This is a genomic window from Shouchella miscanthi, assembly GCF_007725405.1.
In the GTDB taxonomy this organism is placed as follows: domain Bacteria; phylum Bacillota; class Bacilli; order Bacillales; family Bacillaceae_D; genus Shouchella; species Shouchella hunanensis.
This window is the reverse complement of sequence record NZ_CP042163.1, coordinates 3,145,177-3,164,684: the sequence shown is the minus strand read 5'-3', so window position 1 is coordinate 3,164,684 and position 19,508 is coordinate 3,145,177. Positions and strand designations below refer to the sequence as shown.

The following is a 19,508-nucleotide window of genomic DNA, read 5'->3' as shown; positions in this document are numbered from 1 at the left end:
ATTTGATAAGTTCTAAAGACGATGGATCAAACGTTTCAATTAGTATCAGACTACTCGCCACAAGGTGATCAACCAACTGCAATAGAAAAAATTGTACGTGCAATTGAAAATGGGGATCGGCATCAAACGTTATTAGGTGCAACGGGTACAGGAAAAACGTTTACGATGTCCAACGTCATTCAAGCAGTGAATAAGCCGACGCTCATTATGGCCCATAATAAAACACTAGCAGGTCAGCTTTATAGTGAATTTAAACAGTTTTTTCCTCATAATGCGGTTGAGTATTTTGTTAGCTATTACGATTATTATCAACCGGAAGCATATGTACCTTCTTCTGATACGTTTATTGAAAAAGACGCAAGTATTAATGATGAAATTGATAAGTTACGGCACTCAGCTACTAGTGCGTTGTTTGAGAGACGGGATGTCATTATTGTAGCGAGTGTATCGTGTATATATGGTTTAGGGAACCCGGAAGAATACCGGGATCTTGTCTTGTCCATTCGTACCGGGATGGAAATGGATCGGAATGAATTATTACGACGCCTTGTCGATATTCAGTATGATCGTAACGATTTGAATTTTATACGTGGAACATTCCGAGTAAGAGGCGATGTGGTTGAAATCTTCCCGGCATCTAGAGACGAGCAATGTATTCGAGTGGAATTTTTCGGTGACGAAGTTGATCGTATGACCGAAGTCGATGCATTAACTGGAGAGATCAAGGGAGAGCGAAACCATGTATCGATTTTTCCAGCCTCTCACTTTGTTACCCGTGAAGAAAAAATGAAAAAAGCAATTGAAAATATTGAAGCCGAACTAGAAGAACGATTAAAAGCGCTTCATGCGGATGGAAAGTTGCTTGAAGCACAAAGACTTGAGCAACGAACACGCTATGATCTTGAAATGATGGCGGAGATGGGATTTTGTTCAGGCATTGAAAACTATTCTAGGCATTTAACCTTACGTGAGTCAGGGGCAACCCCGTACACGTTAATTGATTTCTTTCCAGAAGACTTTCTATTAATTATGGATGAATCTCACGTAACATTACCGCAAGTAAGAGGGATGTACAATGGTGACCGAGCGCGAAAAGAAGTACTCGTTAACCATGGCTTTCGTTTGCCGTCTGCACTCGATAACAGACCATTAAAATTCGCTGAATTTGAAGAAAAAATAAGTCAAGCCGTTTACGTATCGGCTACGCCTGGCCCGTATGAGCTAGAGCACACTCCTGAGATGGTTGAACAAATTATTCGACCAACTGGCTTGCTTGATCCACCAATTGAAGTCCGACCAATTGAAGGGCAAATTGATGATTTAATTGGAGAAATCCATGAGCAGATTGAGCGTGACGAACGTGTCTTAGTGACGACCTTAACGAAAAAAATGTCTGAGGACTTAACGGACTACTTAAAGGAACTTGGAATTAAAGTTCGTTATTTACATTCAGAAGTAAAAACGTTAGACCGTCTAGAGATCATTCGTCAGCTTCGATTGGGGACGTTTGATGTCCTTATTGGGATCAATTTATTAAGAGAAGGGTTAGATATTCCAGAAGTATCTCTTGTCGCGATTTTAGATGCTGATAAAGAAGGATTCTTACGTGCAGAGCGATCTCTTATTCAAACAATTGGACGTGCTGCTCGAAATGAACACGGTCGAGTTATTATGTACGCAGATAAAATAACCGGTTCAATGGAAGTCGCGATTAGTGAAACAAAACGTCGTCGAGAAATTCAAGAAGCCTTTAATAAAAAACACGGCATTACGCCACAAACAATTCAAAAGAAAATCCCGGATGTGGTGCAAGCGACCTATGCTGCTGAAGATGAAGGGGAATATGACGTAACGAAGAAACCGCAACAAAAAATGACGAAAAAAGAACGCGAAAAAACAATTGCTCAAATAGAAGTAGAAATGAAGCAAGCGGCAAAAGACTTAAACTTCGAGCGGGCAGCAGAGCTTCGAGATATGCTGTTAGAGCTTAAAGCGGAAGGATGACGGTATGGCACAAGAAGAGATTATCGTTAAAGGTGCACGATCAAATAATTTAAAAAATATGGATGTATCCATTCCTAGAGGAAAGCTAGTCGTTTTGACAGGCTTGTCTGGGTCTGGAAAGTCTTCCTTAGCGTTTGATACCATTTATGCGGAAGGCCAAAGACGCTATGTAGAATCATTGTCCGCTTATGCTCGTCAATTTCTAGGACAGATGGATAAGCCTGATGTTGATGCCATTGAGGGACTGTCTCCAGCCATTTCAATTGATCAGAAAACAACGAGTCGAAACCCACGTTCAACGGTGGGGACTGTCACTGAAATTCACGACTATCTTAGGCTTCTTTATGCTCGAATTGGAAAACCGATCTGCCCTAAGCACGGTATAGAGATCACTTCACAAACGATTCAGCAAATGGTCGATCAATTGTTGCAGTTCCCTGAACGTACAAAAATGCAAATTCTTGCTCCAATGGTATCGGGGCGAAAAGGAACGCACGCAAAAGTATTTGATCAAATCAAAAAAGATGGATTTGTACGTGTGCGTGTCAATGGTGAAATGAGAGAAGCGACAGACGATATTCAGCTTGATAAAAATAAAAAACATAGTGTTGAAGTCGTCATTGACAGGATCGTTGTAAAAGATGGCATTCAAACAAGAATGGCTGACTCTCTAGAAACGGCTTTAAATCTCGCAGAAGGGCGAGTGTTAATTGACGTAATTGATGGTGAAGAATTACTCTTTAGCCAGCATCACGCTTGTCCAGAATGTGGTTTTTCCATTCCTGAGCTAGAGCCGAGATTTTTTTCGTTTAATAGCCCATACGGTGCTTGTACAACTTGCGACGGACTAGGTGTGAAGCAGGAAGTCGATGCTGAGCTTGTCATACCGGATGCTGACAGGACATTGAGAGATCATGCTGTTGCGCCGTGGGAGCCAACAAGTTCGAATTACTATCCACAATTACTTGAGGCAGTATGTGAGCATTTCTCGATAGACATGGATGTGCCGTTTAATCAGCTTCCAGAAAAACATCAATCCATTATTTTAAACGGCAGCGGAAAAGAAAAGATCTTCTTTCATTATGAAAATGACTTTGGTCGCGTACGTGAGCATATGATTGTATTTGAAGGTGTGCTTGCAAATGTTGGTCGTAGATATAGAGAAACCAGCTCTGATTACATTCGTGAACAAATGGAAACGTATATGTCGCAAAAAAACTGTCCCACGTGTAAAGGGTACCGTTTAAAGAAAGAAGCGTTAGCTGTTTTTGTAGGTGGGAAGCATTTAGGTGAAGTGAACCAATACTCATGTACGGATGCACTGCAGTTTATGCAAACATTAGAGCTATCTGAAAAAGATCGTTCAATTTCAAGGTTAATTTTGAAAGAAATAGAAGACCGAATTGGTTTTCTCATTAATGTTGGGCTTGATTATTTAACGTTATCACGAGCTGCTGGCACGTTATCAGGCGGAGAAGCACAGCGAATTCGTTTAGCAACTCAAATCGGCTCTTCTCTCATGGGGGTGCTGTACATTCTCGATGAGCCTTCTATTGGATTACATCAAAGAGATAATGATCGTTTAATTGAAACGTTAAAGCGGATGCGTGATTTAGGAAATACTTTGATTGTCGTTGAACACGATGAAGACACAATGCTAGCGGCTGATCACATTATTGATATCGGGCCAGGTGCAGGTGTACATGGTGGCTATGTAACGGCACAAGGTACACCCCAAGAGCTTATTGACGATCCGAACTCATTAACAGGTCAATATTTGGCTGGGGAAAAATTTATTCATGTGCCAACCGAACGGAGACCACTTACGGGTAGGCAGTTCGTGGTCAAAAGTGCAACAGAAAACAACTTAAAGAATATCAATGTTACGTTTCCTTTAGGTGTGTTTACTGCTATTACCGGTGTTTCGGGATCCGGTAAAAGTACGCTGGTTAATGAAATTGTTCATAAATCATTAGCGCAAAAAATTCATCGTGCTAAAGAGAAGCCAGGAAAGCACAAAGAAATTGTCGGTATTGAAGAAATGGACAAGGTCATTGATATTGATCAATCACCAATTGGACGAACGCCTAGGTCAAATCCAGCAACGTATACGAGTGTGTTTGACGATATTCGTGATGTATTTGCATTAACAAACGAAGCAAAAGTCAGAGGATATAAAAAGGGCCGGTTCAGCTTTAACGTAAAAGGTGGAAGATGTGAAGCTTGTAAAGGTGATGGGATTATTAAGATTGAAATGCACTTTTTACCTGACGTGTATGTCCCATGTGAAGTGTGCCACGGGAAACGCTATAACCGAGAAACGCTAGAAGTGACCTATAAAAATAAAACGATTGCTGATGTGCTTGAAATGACAGTAGAAGAAGGCGTTGAGTTTTTTGGTAGCATTCCAAAAATTAAGCGTAAAATCCAAACGCTTATTGATGTCGGCTTAGGCTATGTTCGTCTTGGTCAACCAGCAACAACGTTATCAGGTGGAGAAGCTCAGCGAGTCAAGCTAGCATCGCAACTTCATAAACGCCCGACTGGAAGAACCCTTTATATATTGGATGAACCAACAACAGGCTTACATGTAGATGATATTGATCGGTTATTGCGTGTTCTTCAACGACTTGTTGATAATGGCGATTCGGTACTTGTTATTGAACATAATCTCGATGTCATTAAAACTGTGGATCATATTATTGATCTTGGACCAGAAGGTGGAACTGGTGGCGGACAGCTCGTTGCGCAAGGTACTCCTGAAGCGGTGGCTGAAGTAGAAGGTTCCTATACTGGCCGGTATTTAAAACCAATATTGGAAAGAGATAAAGCGCGGTACGCAGAAAAATTCGAGTTTTCATCATAAATTTTAGGGAAAATGAAACATGTGACCTTGCTTCTTCGTAATAAGATTATAAAGGCTATTAAGTAAAAAGGAGCGATCGTGATGGAAGAACGTAAAATGATTCTAAAAATGATTGAAGACGGTAAAGTTTCTGCTGAAGAAGGGCTAAAATTGCTTGAAGCAGTTGGGAAAGATGAGCAAGAAGTGCCTACTTCTCAATCAGCAGCAAGTAAGACGCGTGAAGAAGGTACAGAACGTGAAGAGTCTCCTTTCACAAAGTTTACAAGTTTTTTTGAATCAGCATTCCAAAAAGTAAGAGATGGCGACTTTGACTTTAATTTTGGTAATGGAATGGACATTCAACACACGTTTGAAGAGGATCACGTTGATATAAAAAATGTAAAGGTGTCTTTAGAAAATGGCTCCTTTACGATTGTTCCTTGGGAGAAGGATGGAGTACGACTGGAGTTAGATGCGAAAGTCTACCGTACAAACAATGCAGAACAAGCGCATGATTTTCTCTTGAAAGAATCGTCCTTTTCTGTAGAAGATGATGTCTTGCTATTCGAGACGAAATCAAAAACAATGAAAGTAAACGGAACGCTTTATGTTCCTGCTTCAACATATGATAGCGTCAAGCTTTACACATTCAATGGTTCTTTAACTGGTGAATCGTTGAATACGAAAGAATTTGAAGCAAACACAACAAACGGCTCCATTAAAACGAGTCATCTTCAAGCCTCTAAAGCAACAATAGAGACGATGAACGGGTCCATTACCGTTGATGAAAATACGTTAGGATCATTATTTGCTAAAACCTTTAATGGAACAATTAAAGTAACAGGAAAAATTGAAGATGCCGACGTAGAAACTGTTAATGGATCTATTACGTATTATTTGAATAAAAACAATGAATCCGCTGGTTATTTGGACGTAAAAACAACAACAGGAAGCGTAAAGCTCTTTGTAGCTGACGATGTTCGATTTGAAGGGAAGCTACGATCAAATGTCGGCTCCATTCACAATCATCTTGAATCATCAGAGATTCATGATGAGAAGAAAGAATTGGCACAACGCTATATGCATGTGACGGCCAACGATTCACTTCCAGGAAAGATGAAAGTTCGTGCAGTTGCGAACACAGGAAGCATTACGCTAAGAAATCAGTAAACAGTTTGTTTTGAAAGGACGTTACAACAATGAAACAATTAAAGAGATCGACAACGAAGCGTTTTATAACAGGCGTATGTGGCGGAATAGGAGAGCACTTTTCAATTGATCCGACTATCATTCGTTTAATTGCTGTGATTTTGGCATTGGTCACAACGGTTTGGCCCGTCGTACTTGCCTATATTATCGCTACATTTATTATGCCGGCAGAGTAGTAAGGAGGGCTTTTTATGAGATGGTTACTTGGTCTTGTGCTTAATGCACTCGTGTTATTACTTCTATCAGCGTTATTCTCTGGGTTTACGTTAAGTGGCTTTGGAGCAGCGTTGATTGCAGCGCTTATTTTATCTGTTTTAAATTGGACAGTGAAACCAGTGCTAACCATTTTAACGTTACCGATTACCATTTTGACACTAGGACTGTTTTTATTCGTCATTAGTGCGTTAACGTTAATGCTAACAGCTTGGTTAATGGGAAGCTACTTTGTGATCGATGGATTTGGTATTGCGCTGCTCGCAGCTGTCATCATTGCACTGTTTCAGACTTTGCTTATTAATCCAGTTAAAAGAAGCTAACGTACCATACGATTAAGGAGAACAGGCGTGGATGCTTATTTCCACGTCTTTCTTTTTGTTCATTGAGTGGATCTTTTATAAGTTTTATGACTCTAGAGAAAATCGTGCTACAATATGGCTAGTGAAAAGCAATGTAAAAGAGGTGCACAAATGATAAAAGTGACAGCAAACGATATATTAGAGAAGTTTCACTTTGAATTGCTAGCTGGAGAAGAAGGAATTTATCGTCCGATTACAACAAGCGATATTTCTCGTCCAGGCATAGAGATGGCTGGTTTTTTTACCTATTATCCAGCTCGAAGATTACAGCTGATTGGTAGAACGGAGCTATCGTTCATTAAATCACTATCAGATGAGGAAAAAGAAGAACGATTAACCAAATTATGTACATATGATACACCTGGAATTATTTTATCTCGTGGACTTGAGGCGCCTTCTCAATTGATCGCGGCAGCCAATAAAAAAAATGTTCCGGTTTTACGATCGACTTTAACAACAACACAGTTAAGTAGCCGCGTAACAAACTACTTAGAGAGTGAGCTAGCGCCTGTGACTGCGGTTCATGGAGTACTTGTTGATATTTATGGTATTGGCGTATTAATTACAGGTGGTAGTGGTGTAGGTAAGAGTGAAACGGCGCTCGATCTTGTTCGAAGAGGGCACAGACTTGTGGCTGATGATTCTGTAGAAATTCGTCAACAAAATGAGGATACATTGGTTGGGCATCCTCCTCCATTACTCCAGCATTTATTGGAGATTCGTGGATTAGGCATTATCAATGTTATGACACTCTTTGGAGCCGGAGCGGTTCGCCCATTTAAACGAATTAGTTTATGTATGAATTTAGAAACATGGGATCAAAAGAAAGCTTATGATCGACTAGGTCTCGAAGAAGATAAAATGAAAATTTTCGATACAGAGATTACGAAATTAACGGTGCCTGTGAGACCAGGGCGAAATTTAGCTGTTATTATTGAAGTCGCTGCTATGAATTTTCGTTTAAAGCGTTTAGGCTTTAATGCGGCCCAAGAATTTTCTGAACGGTTAACGCAAGTAATTGAACAGGGTGACAATGAAGATTTTTAAAATGAACGTTTGTGAGGTGAACTAAAGTGAATACACAAATCGAACCGATGGATCGAGTGTTTATTTCTCTTGGTCCAATTGATATTTATTGGTATGCTGTTTTGATTCTTTTAGGTGTTGGAGTCGGTTATTTATGGGCTCGCTCTGAAGGGGAAAAACGAGGGTTACCAAAAGAAACTTATGCAGACTTACTTGTGTGGGCGTTACCAATTTCCATTATTTGCGCAAGAGCCTATTATGTCATTTTCAGGTGGGACCAGTTCGCAGATAGTCCGATGAGTGTGTTTAACATTCGTGAAGGTGGAATTGCCATTCATGGTGCCTTAATCGGTGCAGTTGTTACAGCTATTATTTTTGCGCGTGTGAAGAAGCTATCGTTCTGGAAAATAGCTGATGTTGCAGCACCAGCTATTTTAATTGGTCAAGCGATCGGTCGCTGGGGGAATTTTGTTAACCAAGAAGTGTACGGCGGCGAAGTATCACGGACGTTTTTAGAAAGTTTGTTTTTGCCTGATTGGATCATTAATCAAATGTATATTAATGGGGCTTACTATCACCCGACATTTTTATACGAATCTTTATGGAGTATTCTTGGTGTCGTCATCCTTATTTTGCTACGCAAAGTGAATTTACGCCAAGGGGAACTTTTCTTCTCTTACGTCATCTGGTATTCAGTCGGACGGTTCTTCATTGAGGGGATCCGTTTAGATTATTTACTGATTGGAGAGAGCCTTAGAACAGCACAGTTATTATCACTTATTCTCATTGGTTTATCCATTATTCTTTGGGCGTATCGACGCATCGTCGTAAAGCCACCAAGATATTTAGATACAGATAGCGATAGTAAACAGAAAAAGAAAAAATAGAAAGAAGGGATACCATGGGAGTGGTGAAACGAGGACTGTTATCAGGTTTACAGACAACATGGACGTTAGGCAAAATTATTTTTCCCATTACATTGTTTGTCACGCTGCTCGGCTACACGCCGGTGCTCGGTTGGATCGCTTCAGGCATTGCGCCTATTATGAATGTAATTGGCTTACCAGGCGAAGCTGCTATTCCGTTAGTTATCGGAAATGTGTTGAATTTATTTGCGGGAATTGGCGCCATTCTCTCCCTTGACTTGACGATCAAAGAAGTATTCATTCTCGCTATTATGTTATCTTTTTCGCACAATCTCATTGTGGAATCAGCAGTCGCTACAAAGGTTGGAATAAAAGTGTTTCCGATTGTAGCTGTTCGAATCTTTCTCGCCCTATTTTCAGCATTTGTAATTAATCTAGTGTGGGATGGTGGAAGTGAACAGGCTGTTTACGGTCTTGCTTCTGCTACACAAACAGCTGAACCAACAACACTACTAGGTATGATTGCTGTAGGGTTACAGACTGCTTTTTGGGGTGTTGCACAATTAGCGTTAGTTGTCATTCCACTTATGCTGATCGTGCAAATTATGCGTGAACGTGGCTGGTTAAAAGTAATCTCTCAATGGCTTTCTCCTCTAACGCGCTTAATTGGTGTCGATCGAAATACATCGGTGACCTTGGCTTCTGGTTTAACAATCGGTCTTGCTTATGGAGCAGGGGTCATGATTGATGCCGTTAAAGAAGACAAAGTGAAGAAGAAAGATCTTTATATCGTGTTTATTTTCCTTGTCGCTTGTCATGCTGTTGTGGAGGATACTCTTGTTTTTGTTGTTCTAGGTATTCCGGTTTGGCCGCTTCTTGTCATTCGTGTTATTACGGCTTTGTTATTAACTATTGTCATTTCAAGAGTGTGGACCCGATTAGAAAAAAGAAAAGAATCATCGTATAGAAAGGAAACCGCATATGACCATTAATACCATTTTGTTTGATTTAGACGGAACCCTTATTGATACAAATGAGCTCATTATCCAATCATTTTTGCATACACTTGAGCCAGATTATCCAGGTCAGTATTCAAGAGAAACAGTCCTCCCATTTATTGGTCCTTCTCTTCAAGAAACGTTTTCGTCCATAAATAAAGAGAAAGCAGCGACGTATATAGAGACCTATCGAACACATAATCATCACCATCATGACTCGCTTGTGACCATCTACCCTGGTGTAAAAGAAGGCGTTAAACGATTACATGATGAAGGCTACAAGCTTGCCATTGTAACAACGAAAATAAAAGAAACTGCGATGATGGGCCTAAAGCTGACAGGCTTGGATGCGTATTTTGATGTTATTATAGGTCTAGATGATGTAACGAAAGAAAAGCCTAATCCTGAGCCTATCTATAAAGCGCTTGAACAATTAAATGCTAAAGCGGAAGAAGCGATTATGGTTGGGGATAATTCTCATGACATTTTGGCAGGAAAAAATGCAGGAACAGTAAGTGTAGGTGTTGGCTGGGCACTTAAAGGAGAGGCATTTTTGAAGTCATTCGAACCTGATTATATTATACGATCCATGGATGATCTTCTTGCGATTGTAAAAGAAAGATGAGTAGACGAACGGAGCGCTACCCGGTTTCTGGAACGAATTCGCTTTGGCAGCTTTATAAGACCGTATCTTTCGGGAAAGTAATAAAAATTTTTATTATTAGTCAAACCGCACGAATTACACCATCATTTCGCGTGAAAAACTGGCTTTATCGTACGTTTTTAAACATGAAGATTGGCGACTACACAGCCTTTGCGTTAATGGTTATGGTAGATGCCATGTTTCCAGAGCGTATTAAGGTTGGCACAAATACCATCATTGGATACAATACGACCATCCTTGCGCATGAATACCTCATCCAAGAATATCGCTTAGGCGACGTCATCATTGGTGACGATGTGATGATTGGAGCAAATTGTACCATTCTACCTGGAGTCATTATTGGCGATCGAGCCGTAATTGGTGCAGGCACCGTTGTACATAAGGATGTGGAAAGTGATACATTTGTCGCTGGGAGTCCGATGCGTGTGATAAAAAGACAGAATGAGCAGAACTAAAGGCTTGGAAATCAATCCAAGTCTTTTTTGTTAACCTTGAACTAGTTGACTTTCTAAGCGAACAAATGTAAACTATTAAAAAACTTTAATTCATTAGTGATTTACCAAACTAAAGCATTTGAGGTGTTTTCCTTGTCACAGCTATTTTTATTTGAGAAACCTTTGGGGATGAGAGATCGATTGCCTCATCAACACCATTTACAAAATAAAATTTCTACACAGTTAATGCAAACAATTGGAGAATGGGGATATGAAAAAGTTCAGACTCCTGCATTAGAGTATTTTGAAACAGTGGGAAAACTATCGGCTATCCCAGATCAGCAGTTGTTTAAATGCTTTGACTTGTCAGGGAACACACTTGTATTACGTCCCGATATGACTGCGCCAATTGCTCGTCTTGTTTCCTCGACAATGAAAAGAGAATCGTTCCCACTGCGCTTATCTTACCATTCCAATTTATACAGGGCTCAACAATTAGAGGGAGGTAGACCAGCAGAATTTGAACAAGTTGGTGTTGAACTAATTGGTGATGCTACAACAAGCGGTGACAGTGAGGTCTTTGTTCTTTTTCAAGAAGCGATGCAAACAATTGGCCTAGAGCGGTATCAGCTTGTTTTAGGTCACATCGGTTTTATCCGAGCGTTATTAAACGAGTCGGTGCCTGCCGATCAAGCAGAACAACTTCAACGTTATTTATTTGAAAAAAATGATGTTGGTTTTCGCGAAGCGGTTTATACGTATGAACTTCCCTCGGACATTGAAAATCGCTTAATTCAATTGCTTGAGTTGCGAGGTAATGCGTATGTGTTGGACGAAGCAGAACAGTTGGTAGCTTCAGAAGAGGGAAAAAAGGCTATTCACGAACTGCGAGGCATTTTGGATGTATTACAAGAAGAAGGATTTGAATCGTTTGTTCAATTTGATTTAAGCACGGTTCTTCATATGAGCTATTATACTGGTTTTGTATTTGAAGCCTATCATGAAGATGTTGCCCAAGCCTTAGGGGGCGGGGGACGGTACGATGAACTATTGAAAAAGTTTGGACGTACGGCTCCGGCAACGGGATTTGGTTTAAGAATTGATTTACTCAGTGAAGTGTACTCAAGTGAAAACGAGCCGGACAAAAAGTGGTGTGTGTTGTATCATCATTCTAGACGGAAAGAAGCGTATAAAAAAGCCGCTGAATTACGCCAACGCGGTAAAGCTGTTATTGTACAAGATCAAGCTGGTCTATCAGAAAATTGGGTGAACGAACAAGTAGAGCTGGCGTATATTCATTTTGAAGAGGAGTAGGCACATGAGACCGTTAACGATTGCGATGCCAAAAGGTCGGATCTTTGATGAAGCTGTAAAATTGTTGCGTGCTGCAGGCTATCAGCTTCCAGAGACTTTTGAAGAATCGCGAAAATTAATTATAGATGTACCCGAAGAAAACTTACGCTTTGTCCTAGCGAAGCCAATGGATGTTCCTACCTATGTAGAACAAGGCGTTGCCGATGTAGGTGTTGCCGGGAAGGATGTCATGCTTGAAGAAAAGCGTGATGTTTATGAAATGCTTGATTTAAACATTAGTGCTTGCTATTTAGCAGTGGCAAGTTTACCAAATTATCAAAAAGGTGAATTGCATCCTAAAGTAGCTTCTAAGTATCCGAATTTAGCCATTCAATATTTTAAAGAACAAGGGGAGCAAGTGGAAGTCATTAAACTTAATGGATCGATTGAGCTCGCGCCTATAATGGGTCTAGCAAATCGCATTGTTGATATTGTGTCAACTGGTCAAACGCTAAAAGAAAATGGATTAGTTGAGTTAGAGAAGATCCAAGAAATTACCTCGCGATTTATTGTTAACGCTTCGAGCTATCGCTTAAAAGGCGAAGAGATTCAGCGAATGATTAAACAGTTACAAGCTGTAGTTTAGGAGGATAAAGGATGCAGGTTATACGTCTAGAAAAAGAAAAAACTGTGGTGCAAAAAAATCTTCGCTTACAAGAGAATGAACGGGTCGTTCAAAGCGTTGCGGATATTATTGAACAAGTAAAAGTAGGCGGAGACAAAGCGTTAGTTGAATTAACGAAGCAATTTGACGGGGCTACGGTTTCCTCGTTCCTCGTTACAAAAGAAGAGATTGAAACTGCCTATAGAACAATTCGTAATGAAGAGCTCGATGCGATTAAACAGGCGATTAAAAACGTTACAACTTATCATGAAGAGCAAATTAACACATCTTGGATGCAAACAAAAGATGATGGGACCTTGCTAGGTCAAAAGGTAACGCCACTGGACGCAGTAGGGCTTTATGTTCCAGGTGGTAAAGCTGCGTATCCTTCTTCTGTCATTATGAATGCAGTCCCTGCACTTGTAGCGGGCGTTGAACAGATAGCGGTCGCATCCCCACCAGATCAATTCGGCCATCTTCCCGCAGGTGTTCTCGTTGCTGCAAATGAATTAGGTATCCAATCCATCTATAAAGTTGGTGGTGCTCAAGCAATTGCTGCTTTTGCTTATGGTACAGAATCAATTGCCAAAGTCGACAAGATTACAGGACCTGGAAACCAGTATGTGGCGTTAGCAAAGCGAGCAGTTTTTGGAGAAGTTGATATTGATATGATTGCTGGTCCTAGTGAAATTTGTGTCTTAGCTGATGAAGGTGCAAACCCATCATACATTGCAGCCGACTTACTGTCCCAAGCTGAACACGATGAAATGGCATCAGCGATCCTTGTCACAACATCACATTCATTAGCTGAAGCTGTTAAGGAAGAAGTAGCAAACCAGCTAAATGTACTCCCGAATTCTGAGATTGCGAGGCAAGCGATTTCGGACTATGGTCAAATTTACATCTGTTCTTCCGTTGAACAGACCATTGGTGTAGTCAACGACTTGGCATGTGAACACGTTGAAATTATGACAGACGCCCCGATGGAAATGCTAGGGAAAATAAAGCATGCAGGTGCTATTTTTATTGGTCCCTATAGTGCCGAGGTTGTTGGGGATTATATGGCAGGGCCAAGCCACGTCTTGCCCACCAATGGGACAGCTAGATTTTCAAGTCCATTATCCGTAGATGATTTTATAAAAAAAACAAGCGTCATTTCATACAGTAAAGCAGCGTTTGAAGGGGATGCTCAGGCGATCATGACGTTGGCTCGAATGGAAGGGCTAGAGGCGCATGCAAGAGCGATAGAAGTTCGATTAAAGGGGGAGACGAAATGAGTCGAGAAGCATCTATTCAGCGAAAAACAGGTGAAACAGATATACAATTAACCGTACAATTAGATGGTGAAGGACAGATCGAGTTAAATACAGGTGTTCCGTTTCTTGAACACATGCTGCATTTATTTGCAAAGCACGGACAATTTGACTTAAACGTCCAAGCTGAGGGGGATATAGAAGTAGATGCGCATCATACAACCGAAGATATAGCTATCTGTTTAGGAGAAGCGTTTAAAGATGCACTCGGTTCAAAAGAGGGAATTCGACGCTACGGATCAGCAACTGTTCCAATGGATGATGCACTTGCTCAAGTCGTAGTTGATTTAAGCAATCGCCCTCATTTAGAATATCGTGTGGACCTTCCGAGTGAAACAGTTGGAACGTTTGATACAGAGCTAGTACGAGAATTTTTTTGGAAGCTGGCGTTAGAAGCAAGAATGAATGTACACATTATCGTTCATTATGGACACAATACCCACCATATTATTGAAGCCATCTTTAAAGCGTGTGCGAGAGCCCTCCGTGAAGCGGCAAGCATTGATCCAAATCAGAGAGGGCTTTTATCGACGAAGGGGATGCTCTAATGATTGGCATTATTGATTATGGTATGGGCAACCTTCATTCTGTATCAAAAGCATTAGAACGACTTCAATTTCCATATCTTATTAGCGGTAATCCAGATGAATTAATGGAATGCGATGCTTTTATCTTGCCAGGAGTTGGTGCCTTTCCTGATGCTATGAAAAACTTGGACACAACCGGTTTACGCACGTTTCTCGACCAGCATGTTTATCAACAAAAACCACTATTGGGTATTTGTTTAGGGATGCAGCTCTTATTTGAAAAAAGCACAGAATATGGAGAAACAGCAGGTCTCGCTTACTTAAATGGAAATGTGATCCATTTTTCTGAAAAACAACACCATGACCATTCATCTTTAAAAATTCCTCATATGGGGTGGAACCGTCTCGCTTTTTTAAATGAAAAAACAAGCACAGGAGGCATTGAAGAGGGCTATGTTTATTTCGTTCATTCATATGTGGTAGAAGCGCCTGATGAGCTCATGGCAGCAAAAGCAGATTACGGGTGCGATGTGCCTGCAATTGTAGAGAAAGACCTCGTTTTCGGAATGCAATTTCATCCCGAAAAAAGTGGACAAGTTGGTACGGCATTACTAAAACGATTTGGGGAACTGGCAGAAAAGGGAGTGGACTGAATGGGAATGACGATTTATCCAGCAATCGATATTTTAAATGGACAGTGTGTTCGCTTAGAGCAAGGTGATTATGAAAAAAACACGGTGTATAGCCACTCACCGCTACAAACAGCTCAATCGTTTCAAGACGCTGGTGCCAAATGGGTTCACATTGTTGATTTAGATGGAGCAAAAGAGAAAAAGCCTGTTAACAATCCGCTTATAGCGGAAATGGCGTCGCAGTTGACTATTCCTGTACAAGTTGGTGGTGGCATTCGAACAGAGGAAGATATTGATTACTATTTAAATCTTGGTGTAAAACGAGTGATTTTAGGTAGCGTGGCGGTTAATAATTTGGCTTTTACAAAAGAGATGGTAAAAAAATATGGCGAGTCAATCGTCATTGGCTTAGATGCACGTGATGGGTTAGTGGCGACAGAGGGCTGGATTGAAACATCAAACGTTCAAGCTGAAGAGTTAGCAAGAATTCTACTTGATTCAGGCGTGAAAACGATTATTTATACAGACATTTCAAAGGACGGTATGCTAGAAGGACCGAACATTGCCGCTTGCGAAAAACTGGCGAATATAGCTGGGAAGAGCGCACAAATTATTGCTTCAGGTGGCGTTAGTCAGCTTCAAGACATAGAAGCACTTTGTCAGACCACGGTTTCCGGAGTCATTGTTGGTAAAGCACTTTACGCCAATCGTTTTACTTTGGAAGAAGCGGTGAAAGTAGGCGAGGAAACCAATGCTAACTAAACGAATTATCCCATGTTTAGATGTGAAAGAAGGGCGAGTCGTTAAAGGAACACAATTTCTATCGTTACGAGATGCTGGCGACCCGGTGGAGCTTGCTCACTATTATGATGAGCAAGGTGCGGACGAACTTGTTTTCTTAGATATCTCGGCATCTCATGAAGGTAGAAAAACCATGTTAGATGTTGTGGAAAAAGTAGCAGCGTCTATTTCTATTCCATTTACAGTTGGTGGCGGTATTAATACAAACGAAAACATTCGGAACATTTTACAAGCAGGTGCAGATAAAGTTTCGTTAAATACGGCAGCACTCATAAGACCCGAATTTATTGAAGAAGCGTCGCGCTTCTTTGGCTCACAATGTATTGTTGTTGCCATTGACGCTAAGTTTGATTCAATATCGGATACCTGGAAAGTCTATACTCATGGTGGTCGTAAAGAGACCGATTGGACAGCTGACGCTTGGGCCAAGCAAGCAGTTCAATTAGGAGCAGGGGAATTGCTTGTGACAAGTATGGATAAAGATGGGGAGAAATCGGGCTTTGATGTACCTCTCCTGCAAAAGCTAACGGATTGTGTCAATGTACCTATTATTGCTTCAGGAGGAGCAGGAGAAGCTACGCATTTTGTTGATGTCTTCCAAAAAGCCACAGTTGATGCGGCTTTGGCAGCATCAATCTTTCACTATAAAGAAACAACGATTGATGCAGTGAAAAAGGTATTAAAAGAAAAAGGAGTGCATGTACGATGACGAACGTTCAATTCAACGAAAATGGGCTTGTACCAGCCATTGTTCAAGATGCGCAAACGAAGGAAGTGTTGACATTAGCGTACATGAATCAAGAAGCACTGGACTTGACGATAGAGACGAAAGAATCGTGGTTTTATAGTCGTTCTAGAAAAGAACTATGGAATAAAGGCGCAACGTCTGGCAACAAGCAGGAAGTAATTGAAATCCGTTACGATTGTGACCAAGATGCTGTCTTGCTTTTCGTTAACCCGAAAGGCCCTGCTTGCCATACAGGAGCCGTAAGTTGTTTTAAAGGCGACAGTGAGAACGATAGGAATACAAGTAATCCATTCGCTATACTCGAATCTCTTGAAAAAACGATATCTAATCGGAAAAAAGAAATGCCAGAAGGTGCGTATACAACATACCTCTTTACGGAAGGCATTGATAAAATCCTTAAAAAGGTTGGCGAAGAGGCAAGCGAAGTCATTATTGCAGCGAAGAATGAGGATCAAACAGAGATGCATTGGGAAGTTGCTGACTTATTCTATCACCTCCTTGTACTATTAGAAGAAAAAAATATTCCGTTAGCAGCTATTATGAACACGCTAGAACAGCGTCATAAAGACTAGATTTTCGAAAAAAGTCAAACGATCCGTTGACTTTTTTCTTTTTTTTAGCAAAAATGTAGTCGGAACGAGAGCTGGATTAAGCTATAATGTATACTTGAGCATTGATTAGATTTGCTTGGAGGTAACAACGGATGATGCGAAAAAAGCAAGCAAGTAATAAGATTCATTCAAATGTCGTCATCCCATTTTATCGAAGTGGCGATTATTTCTTTCATAAAGGATTGGCTGCATTTCACGATAAGCGTTTATCCCGTGCAGCGAAGTTATTTGAGCGAGCTGTGAAATTAACGGAAACAGAACCGATTTTTAAAATTCAATTAGCAGCAGTATTAACCGAACTTGGCGAATATGAACGTTCCAATGAGTTGCTGTACCAAATTTTAGAAACGTACAATGATGAGCATCCAGTATGTCATTTTTTCATTGCGAATAATGAAGTGTTTCTTGGCCATTTTTTTCAAGCCGAAAAGCACGTTACACGTTATTTAGCATTAGAACCAAAAGGGGCATTTGTTGACGATGCAAAAGAATTAGCTGAGCTGTTTGAAGAAGATCCTCTTGATGAAGAAGAGAAGGAAGAAGAGTCATTAAATAACCATGAAAATGCATGGATTCTCTTAACTGAAGGAAATGTAAGAGAGGCTATCCCATTGCTTAAAAAGGTTCTTGATATACAGCCTGAAAATTGGGCAGCCCAAAATCATTTAGCAGAGGCTCTGTTTCGGACGGGACAGGAGCAATTGGCTTTTGATAAGTGTGAAGAGATACTCGAAGCTGATCAAGGCAATTTACTGGCACTTTGTAATGTAGCCGTTTTTCATCATCAACTAGGTTATAAAGAGAAAGCGAACGAGTATGGAGAGATCCTAAAAAAAATCAAACCAATCCACTATGACTCCAAAATTCGTCTTATTCATGTTCTTTGCCACATTGGTGCTTATGAAGAAGTAGCTTTACGCAAAAAAGATCATACATTGCTAAAAGAGCAATCGCTCTTTCATTGCTTTGCTGTAGCAGACTATCATGTTGGAAATGTTGAGTCAGCAATGGATATGATGAAAGCAGCGATTGTTGTCGGCGATGCAAGAGTCAAATCCTGTATGGAGAAAATGGAACGTGGAGAACGCGACTCCGTTTTGTTCTCCATAATGGAACGTGAGGCAGGCTTGAGCATGTTAGTAGACAATCAGTCGGAAACTCCGCTAGGATAAGAGTGAAACGGATAAGATATCGGAATTAGAAAAGACTATTAGAAGAGTAGATCTTCTTTAGATGAGGCGCATGAATAAGAGAGAGAATTGGCGCGTAAGGAGTGTTAAACATGTCAACTGAAACAATTTATGATGTCATAATAGCAGGTGCAGGTCCAGCTGGAATGACAGCTGCTGTATATACATCAAGAGCAAATTTAAAAACCTTAATGCTTGAAAGAGGTATGCCAGGTGGTCAAATGGCTAATACAGAGGAAGTAGAGAACTATCCAGGATTTGACCATATTCTTGGACCGGATTTATCCAATAAAATGTTTGAGCACGCAAAAAAATTCGGTGCAGAGTACGGATATGGAGATATAAAAGAAATTATTGATGAAGGCGATACGAAAAAAATTATCGCTGGTTCAAAAGAGTACAGAGCCCGAGCAGTGATTGTGTCGACAGGTGCAGAATACAAGAAGTTAGGTATTCCAGGAGAGCAAGAATTAGGCGGTCGTGGTGTCTCGTATTGTGCTGTTTGTGATGGGGCTTTCTTTAAAGAGCGAGAGTTAATCGTTGTTGGCGGCGGAGATTCAGCAGTAGAAGAAGCTGTTTATTTAACTCGCTTTGCATCAAAAGTAACGATTGTGCATCGACGTGATCAACTTCGTGCCCAAAAGATATTACAAGATCGCGCTTTTGCCAATGATAAAGTCGAATTTGTTTGGAATAAAGTCGTAACCGAGATTAATGAGAAAGACGGAAAAGTTGGCGGCGTTACCTTGGAAGATACAGAGACAGGTGAGACATCTACTATGAGTGCAGACGGTGTGTTCGTCTATATTGGGATGTTGCCACTTAACGAAAGTGTTAAAAACCTTTCTATTACCAACGAAGAAGGCTATATTGAAACGAACGAAGAAATGGAAACAAAAATCCCAGGCGTATTCGCTGCTGGAGACGTTCGAGAAAAATCACTTCGCCAAATTGTAACAGCTACAGGTGATGGGTCTATAGCCGCGCAAAATGTTCAACATTACCTTGAGCATTTAGACGACCAGAAAAAAGTCATCTCAGAATAAAGATATTTTCTTTTAAAGTATCTGTAACCTATTTGAAACAGAGGGGTGCTAAAATAAGAATT

The 19,508-nt window shown here is 40.6% G+C and carries 20 protein-coding genes; all 20 read left to right on the top strand.

The window, feature by feature from the left end:
• Window positions 1–21 precede the first annotated feature (21 nt).
• The 20 genes from uvrB (at window position 22) to trxB (ending at window position 19,446) form a co-directional block, all read left to right on the top strand.
• The gene (uvrB, locus tag FPV17_RS16100; RefSeq protein ID WP_035394633.1) at window positions 22–2,004 is read left to right on the top strand and encodes an excinuclease ABC subunit UvrB; all 1,983 of its coding nucleotides are present in this window, start codon (window positions 22–24) and stop codon (window positions 2,002–2,004) included.
• A 4-nt stretch (window positions 2,005–2,008) separates the two neighbouring features.
• Window positions 2,009–4,870 (top strand): excinuclease ABC subunit UvrA, encoded by a 2,862-nt coding sequence (gene uvrA / locus FPV17_RS16095; protein ID WP_144559449.1) that lies wholly within the window; start codon window positions 2,009–2,011, stop codon window positions 4,868–4,870.
• Window positions 4,871–4,951: 81 nt separating this feature from the next.
• On the top strand, window positions 4,952–6,019 hold the full coding sequence (locus FPV17_RS16090) for a DUF4097 family beta strand repeat-containing protein (protein WP_035394631.1): 1,068 nt from the start codon (window positions 4,952–4,954) through the stop codon (window positions 6,017–6,019).
• 29 nt (window positions 6,020–6,048) lie between these two features.
• Entirely contained in the window at window positions 6,049–6,234 is a 186-nt protein-coding gene (locus tag FPV17_RS16085) for a PspC domain-containing protein (RefSeq protein WP_060703688.1), read from the top strand.
• Window positions 6,235–6,249: 15 nt separating this feature from the next.
• Window positions 6,250–6,594, top strand: coding sequence for a phage holin family protein (locus FPV17_RS16080; protein ID WP_035394626.1), 345 nt, complete (start codon window positions 6,250–6,252; stop codon window positions 6,592–6,594).
• Between the two features lie 150 nt (window positions 6,595–6,744).
• Window positions 6,745–7,680 (top strand): HPr(Ser) kinase/phosphatase, encoded by a 936-nt coding sequence (gene hprK, locus FPV17_RS16075; RefSeq protein WP_035394625.1) that lies wholly within the window; start codon window positions 6,745–6,747, stop codon window positions 7,678–7,680.
• 26 nt (window positions 7,681–7,706) lie between these two features.
• On the top strand, window positions 7,707–8,546 hold the full coding sequence (lgt, locus tag FPV17_RS16070) for a prolipoprotein diacylglyceryl transferase (RefSeq protein WP_246117048.1): 840 nt from the start codon (window positions 7,707–7,709) through the stop codon (window positions 8,544–8,546).
• Between the two features lie 14 nt (window positions 8,547–8,560).
• A complete protein-coding gene (locus FPV17_RS16065) occupies window positions 8,561–9,517 on the top strand; it encodes a nucleoside recognition domain-containing protein (RefSeq protein ID WP_035394623.1) in 957 nt (318 codons plus the stop codon).
• Window positions 9,507–10,148 (top strand): pyrophosphatase PpaX, encoded by a 642-nt coding sequence (gene ppaX, locus FPV17_RS16060; protein WP_035394622.1) that lies wholly within the window; start codon window positions 9,507–9,509, stop codon window positions 10,146–10,148. The genes FPV17_RS16065 and ppaX overlap by 11 nt, the downstream gene beginning before the upstream one ends.
• On the top strand, window positions 10,145–10,642 hold the full coding sequence (locus FPV17_RS16055; protein WP_144559448.1) for an acyltransferase: 498 nt from the start codon (window positions 10,145–10,147) through the stop codon (window positions 10,640–10,642). Before ppaX ends, FPV17_RS16055 begins: the two co-directional genes overlap by 4 nt.
• 132 nt (window positions 10,643–10,774) lie before the next feature.
• Window positions 10,775–11,935, top strand: coding sequence for an ATP phosphoribosyltransferase regulatory subunit (locus FPV17_RS16050; RefSeq protein ID WP_035394620.1), 1,161 nt, complete (start codon window positions 10,775–10,777; stop codon window positions 11,933–11,935).
• A 4-nt stretch (window positions 11,936–11,939) separates the two neighbouring features.
• Window positions 11,940–12,560, top strand: a complete 621-nt coding sequence (hisG, locus tag FPV17_RS16045; RefSeq protein WP_035394618.1) for an ATP phosphoribosyltransferase — start codon at window positions 11,940–11,942, stop codon at window positions 12,558–12,560.
• An 11-nt stretch (window positions 12,561–12,571) separates the two neighbouring features.
• Complete coding sequence (gene hisD, locus FPV17_RS16040; protein WP_144559447.1) at window positions 12,572–13,855, top strand: histidinol dehydrogenase; 1,284 nt, start codon at window positions 12,572–12,574, stop codon at window positions 13,853–13,855.
• Window positions 13,852–14,439: an imidazoleglycerol-phosphate dehydratase HisB gene (gene hisB / locus FPV17_RS16035; RefSeq protein WP_144559446.1), complete on the top strand. Its 588-nt coding sequence runs from the start codon at window positions 13,852–13,854 to the stop codon at window positions 14,437–14,439. The genes hisD and hisB overlap by 4 nt, the downstream gene beginning before the upstream one ends.
• Window positions 14,439–15,071 (top strand): imidazole glycerol phosphate synthase subunit HisH, encoded by a 633-nt coding sequence (gene hisH / locus FPV17_RS16030; protein ID WP_144559445.1) that lies wholly within the window; start codon window positions 14,439–14,441, stop codon window positions 15,069–15,071. Before hisB ends, hisH begins: the two co-directional genes overlap by 1 nt.
• Window positions 15,072–15,812 (top strand): 1-(5-phosphoribosyl)-5-[(5-phosphoribosylamino)methylideneamino]imidazole-4-carboxamide isomerase, encoded by a 741-nt coding sequence (hisA, locus tag FPV17_RS16025; protein ID WP_144559444.1) that lies wholly within the window; start codon window positions 15,072–15,074, stop codon window positions 15,810–15,812.
• Entirely contained in the window at window positions 15,802–16,560 is a 759-nt protein-coding gene (gene hisF / locus FPV17_RS16020; RefSeq protein WP_035394614.1) for an imidazole glycerol phosphate synthase subunit HisF, read from the top strand. The genes hisA and hisF overlap by 11 nt, the downstream gene beginning before the upstream one ends.
• A complete protein-coding gene (gene hisIE, locus FPV17_RS16015; RefSeq protein WP_144559443.1) occupies window positions 16,557–17,171 on the top strand; it encodes a bifunctional phosphoribosyl-AMP cyclohydrolase/phosphoribosyl-ATP diphosphatase HisIE in 615 nt (204 codons plus the stop codon). The genes hisF and hisIE overlap by 4 nt, the downstream gene beginning before the upstream one ends.
• 131 nt (window positions 17,172–17,302) lie before the next feature.
• Complete coding sequence (locus tag FPV17_RS16010) at window positions 17,303–18,382, top strand: tetratricopeptide repeat protein (RefSeq protein WP_144559442.1); 1,080 nt, start codon at window positions 17,303–17,305, stop codon at window positions 18,380–18,382.
• Between the two features lie 110 nt (window positions 18,383–18,492).
• Window positions 18,493–19,446, top strand: a complete 954-nt coding sequence (trxB, locus tag FPV17_RS16005; RefSeq protein WP_035394612.1) for a thioredoxin-disulfide reductase — start codon at window positions 18,493–18,495, stop codon at window positions 19,444–19,446.
• Window positions 19,447–19,508 lie beyond the last annotated feature (62 nt).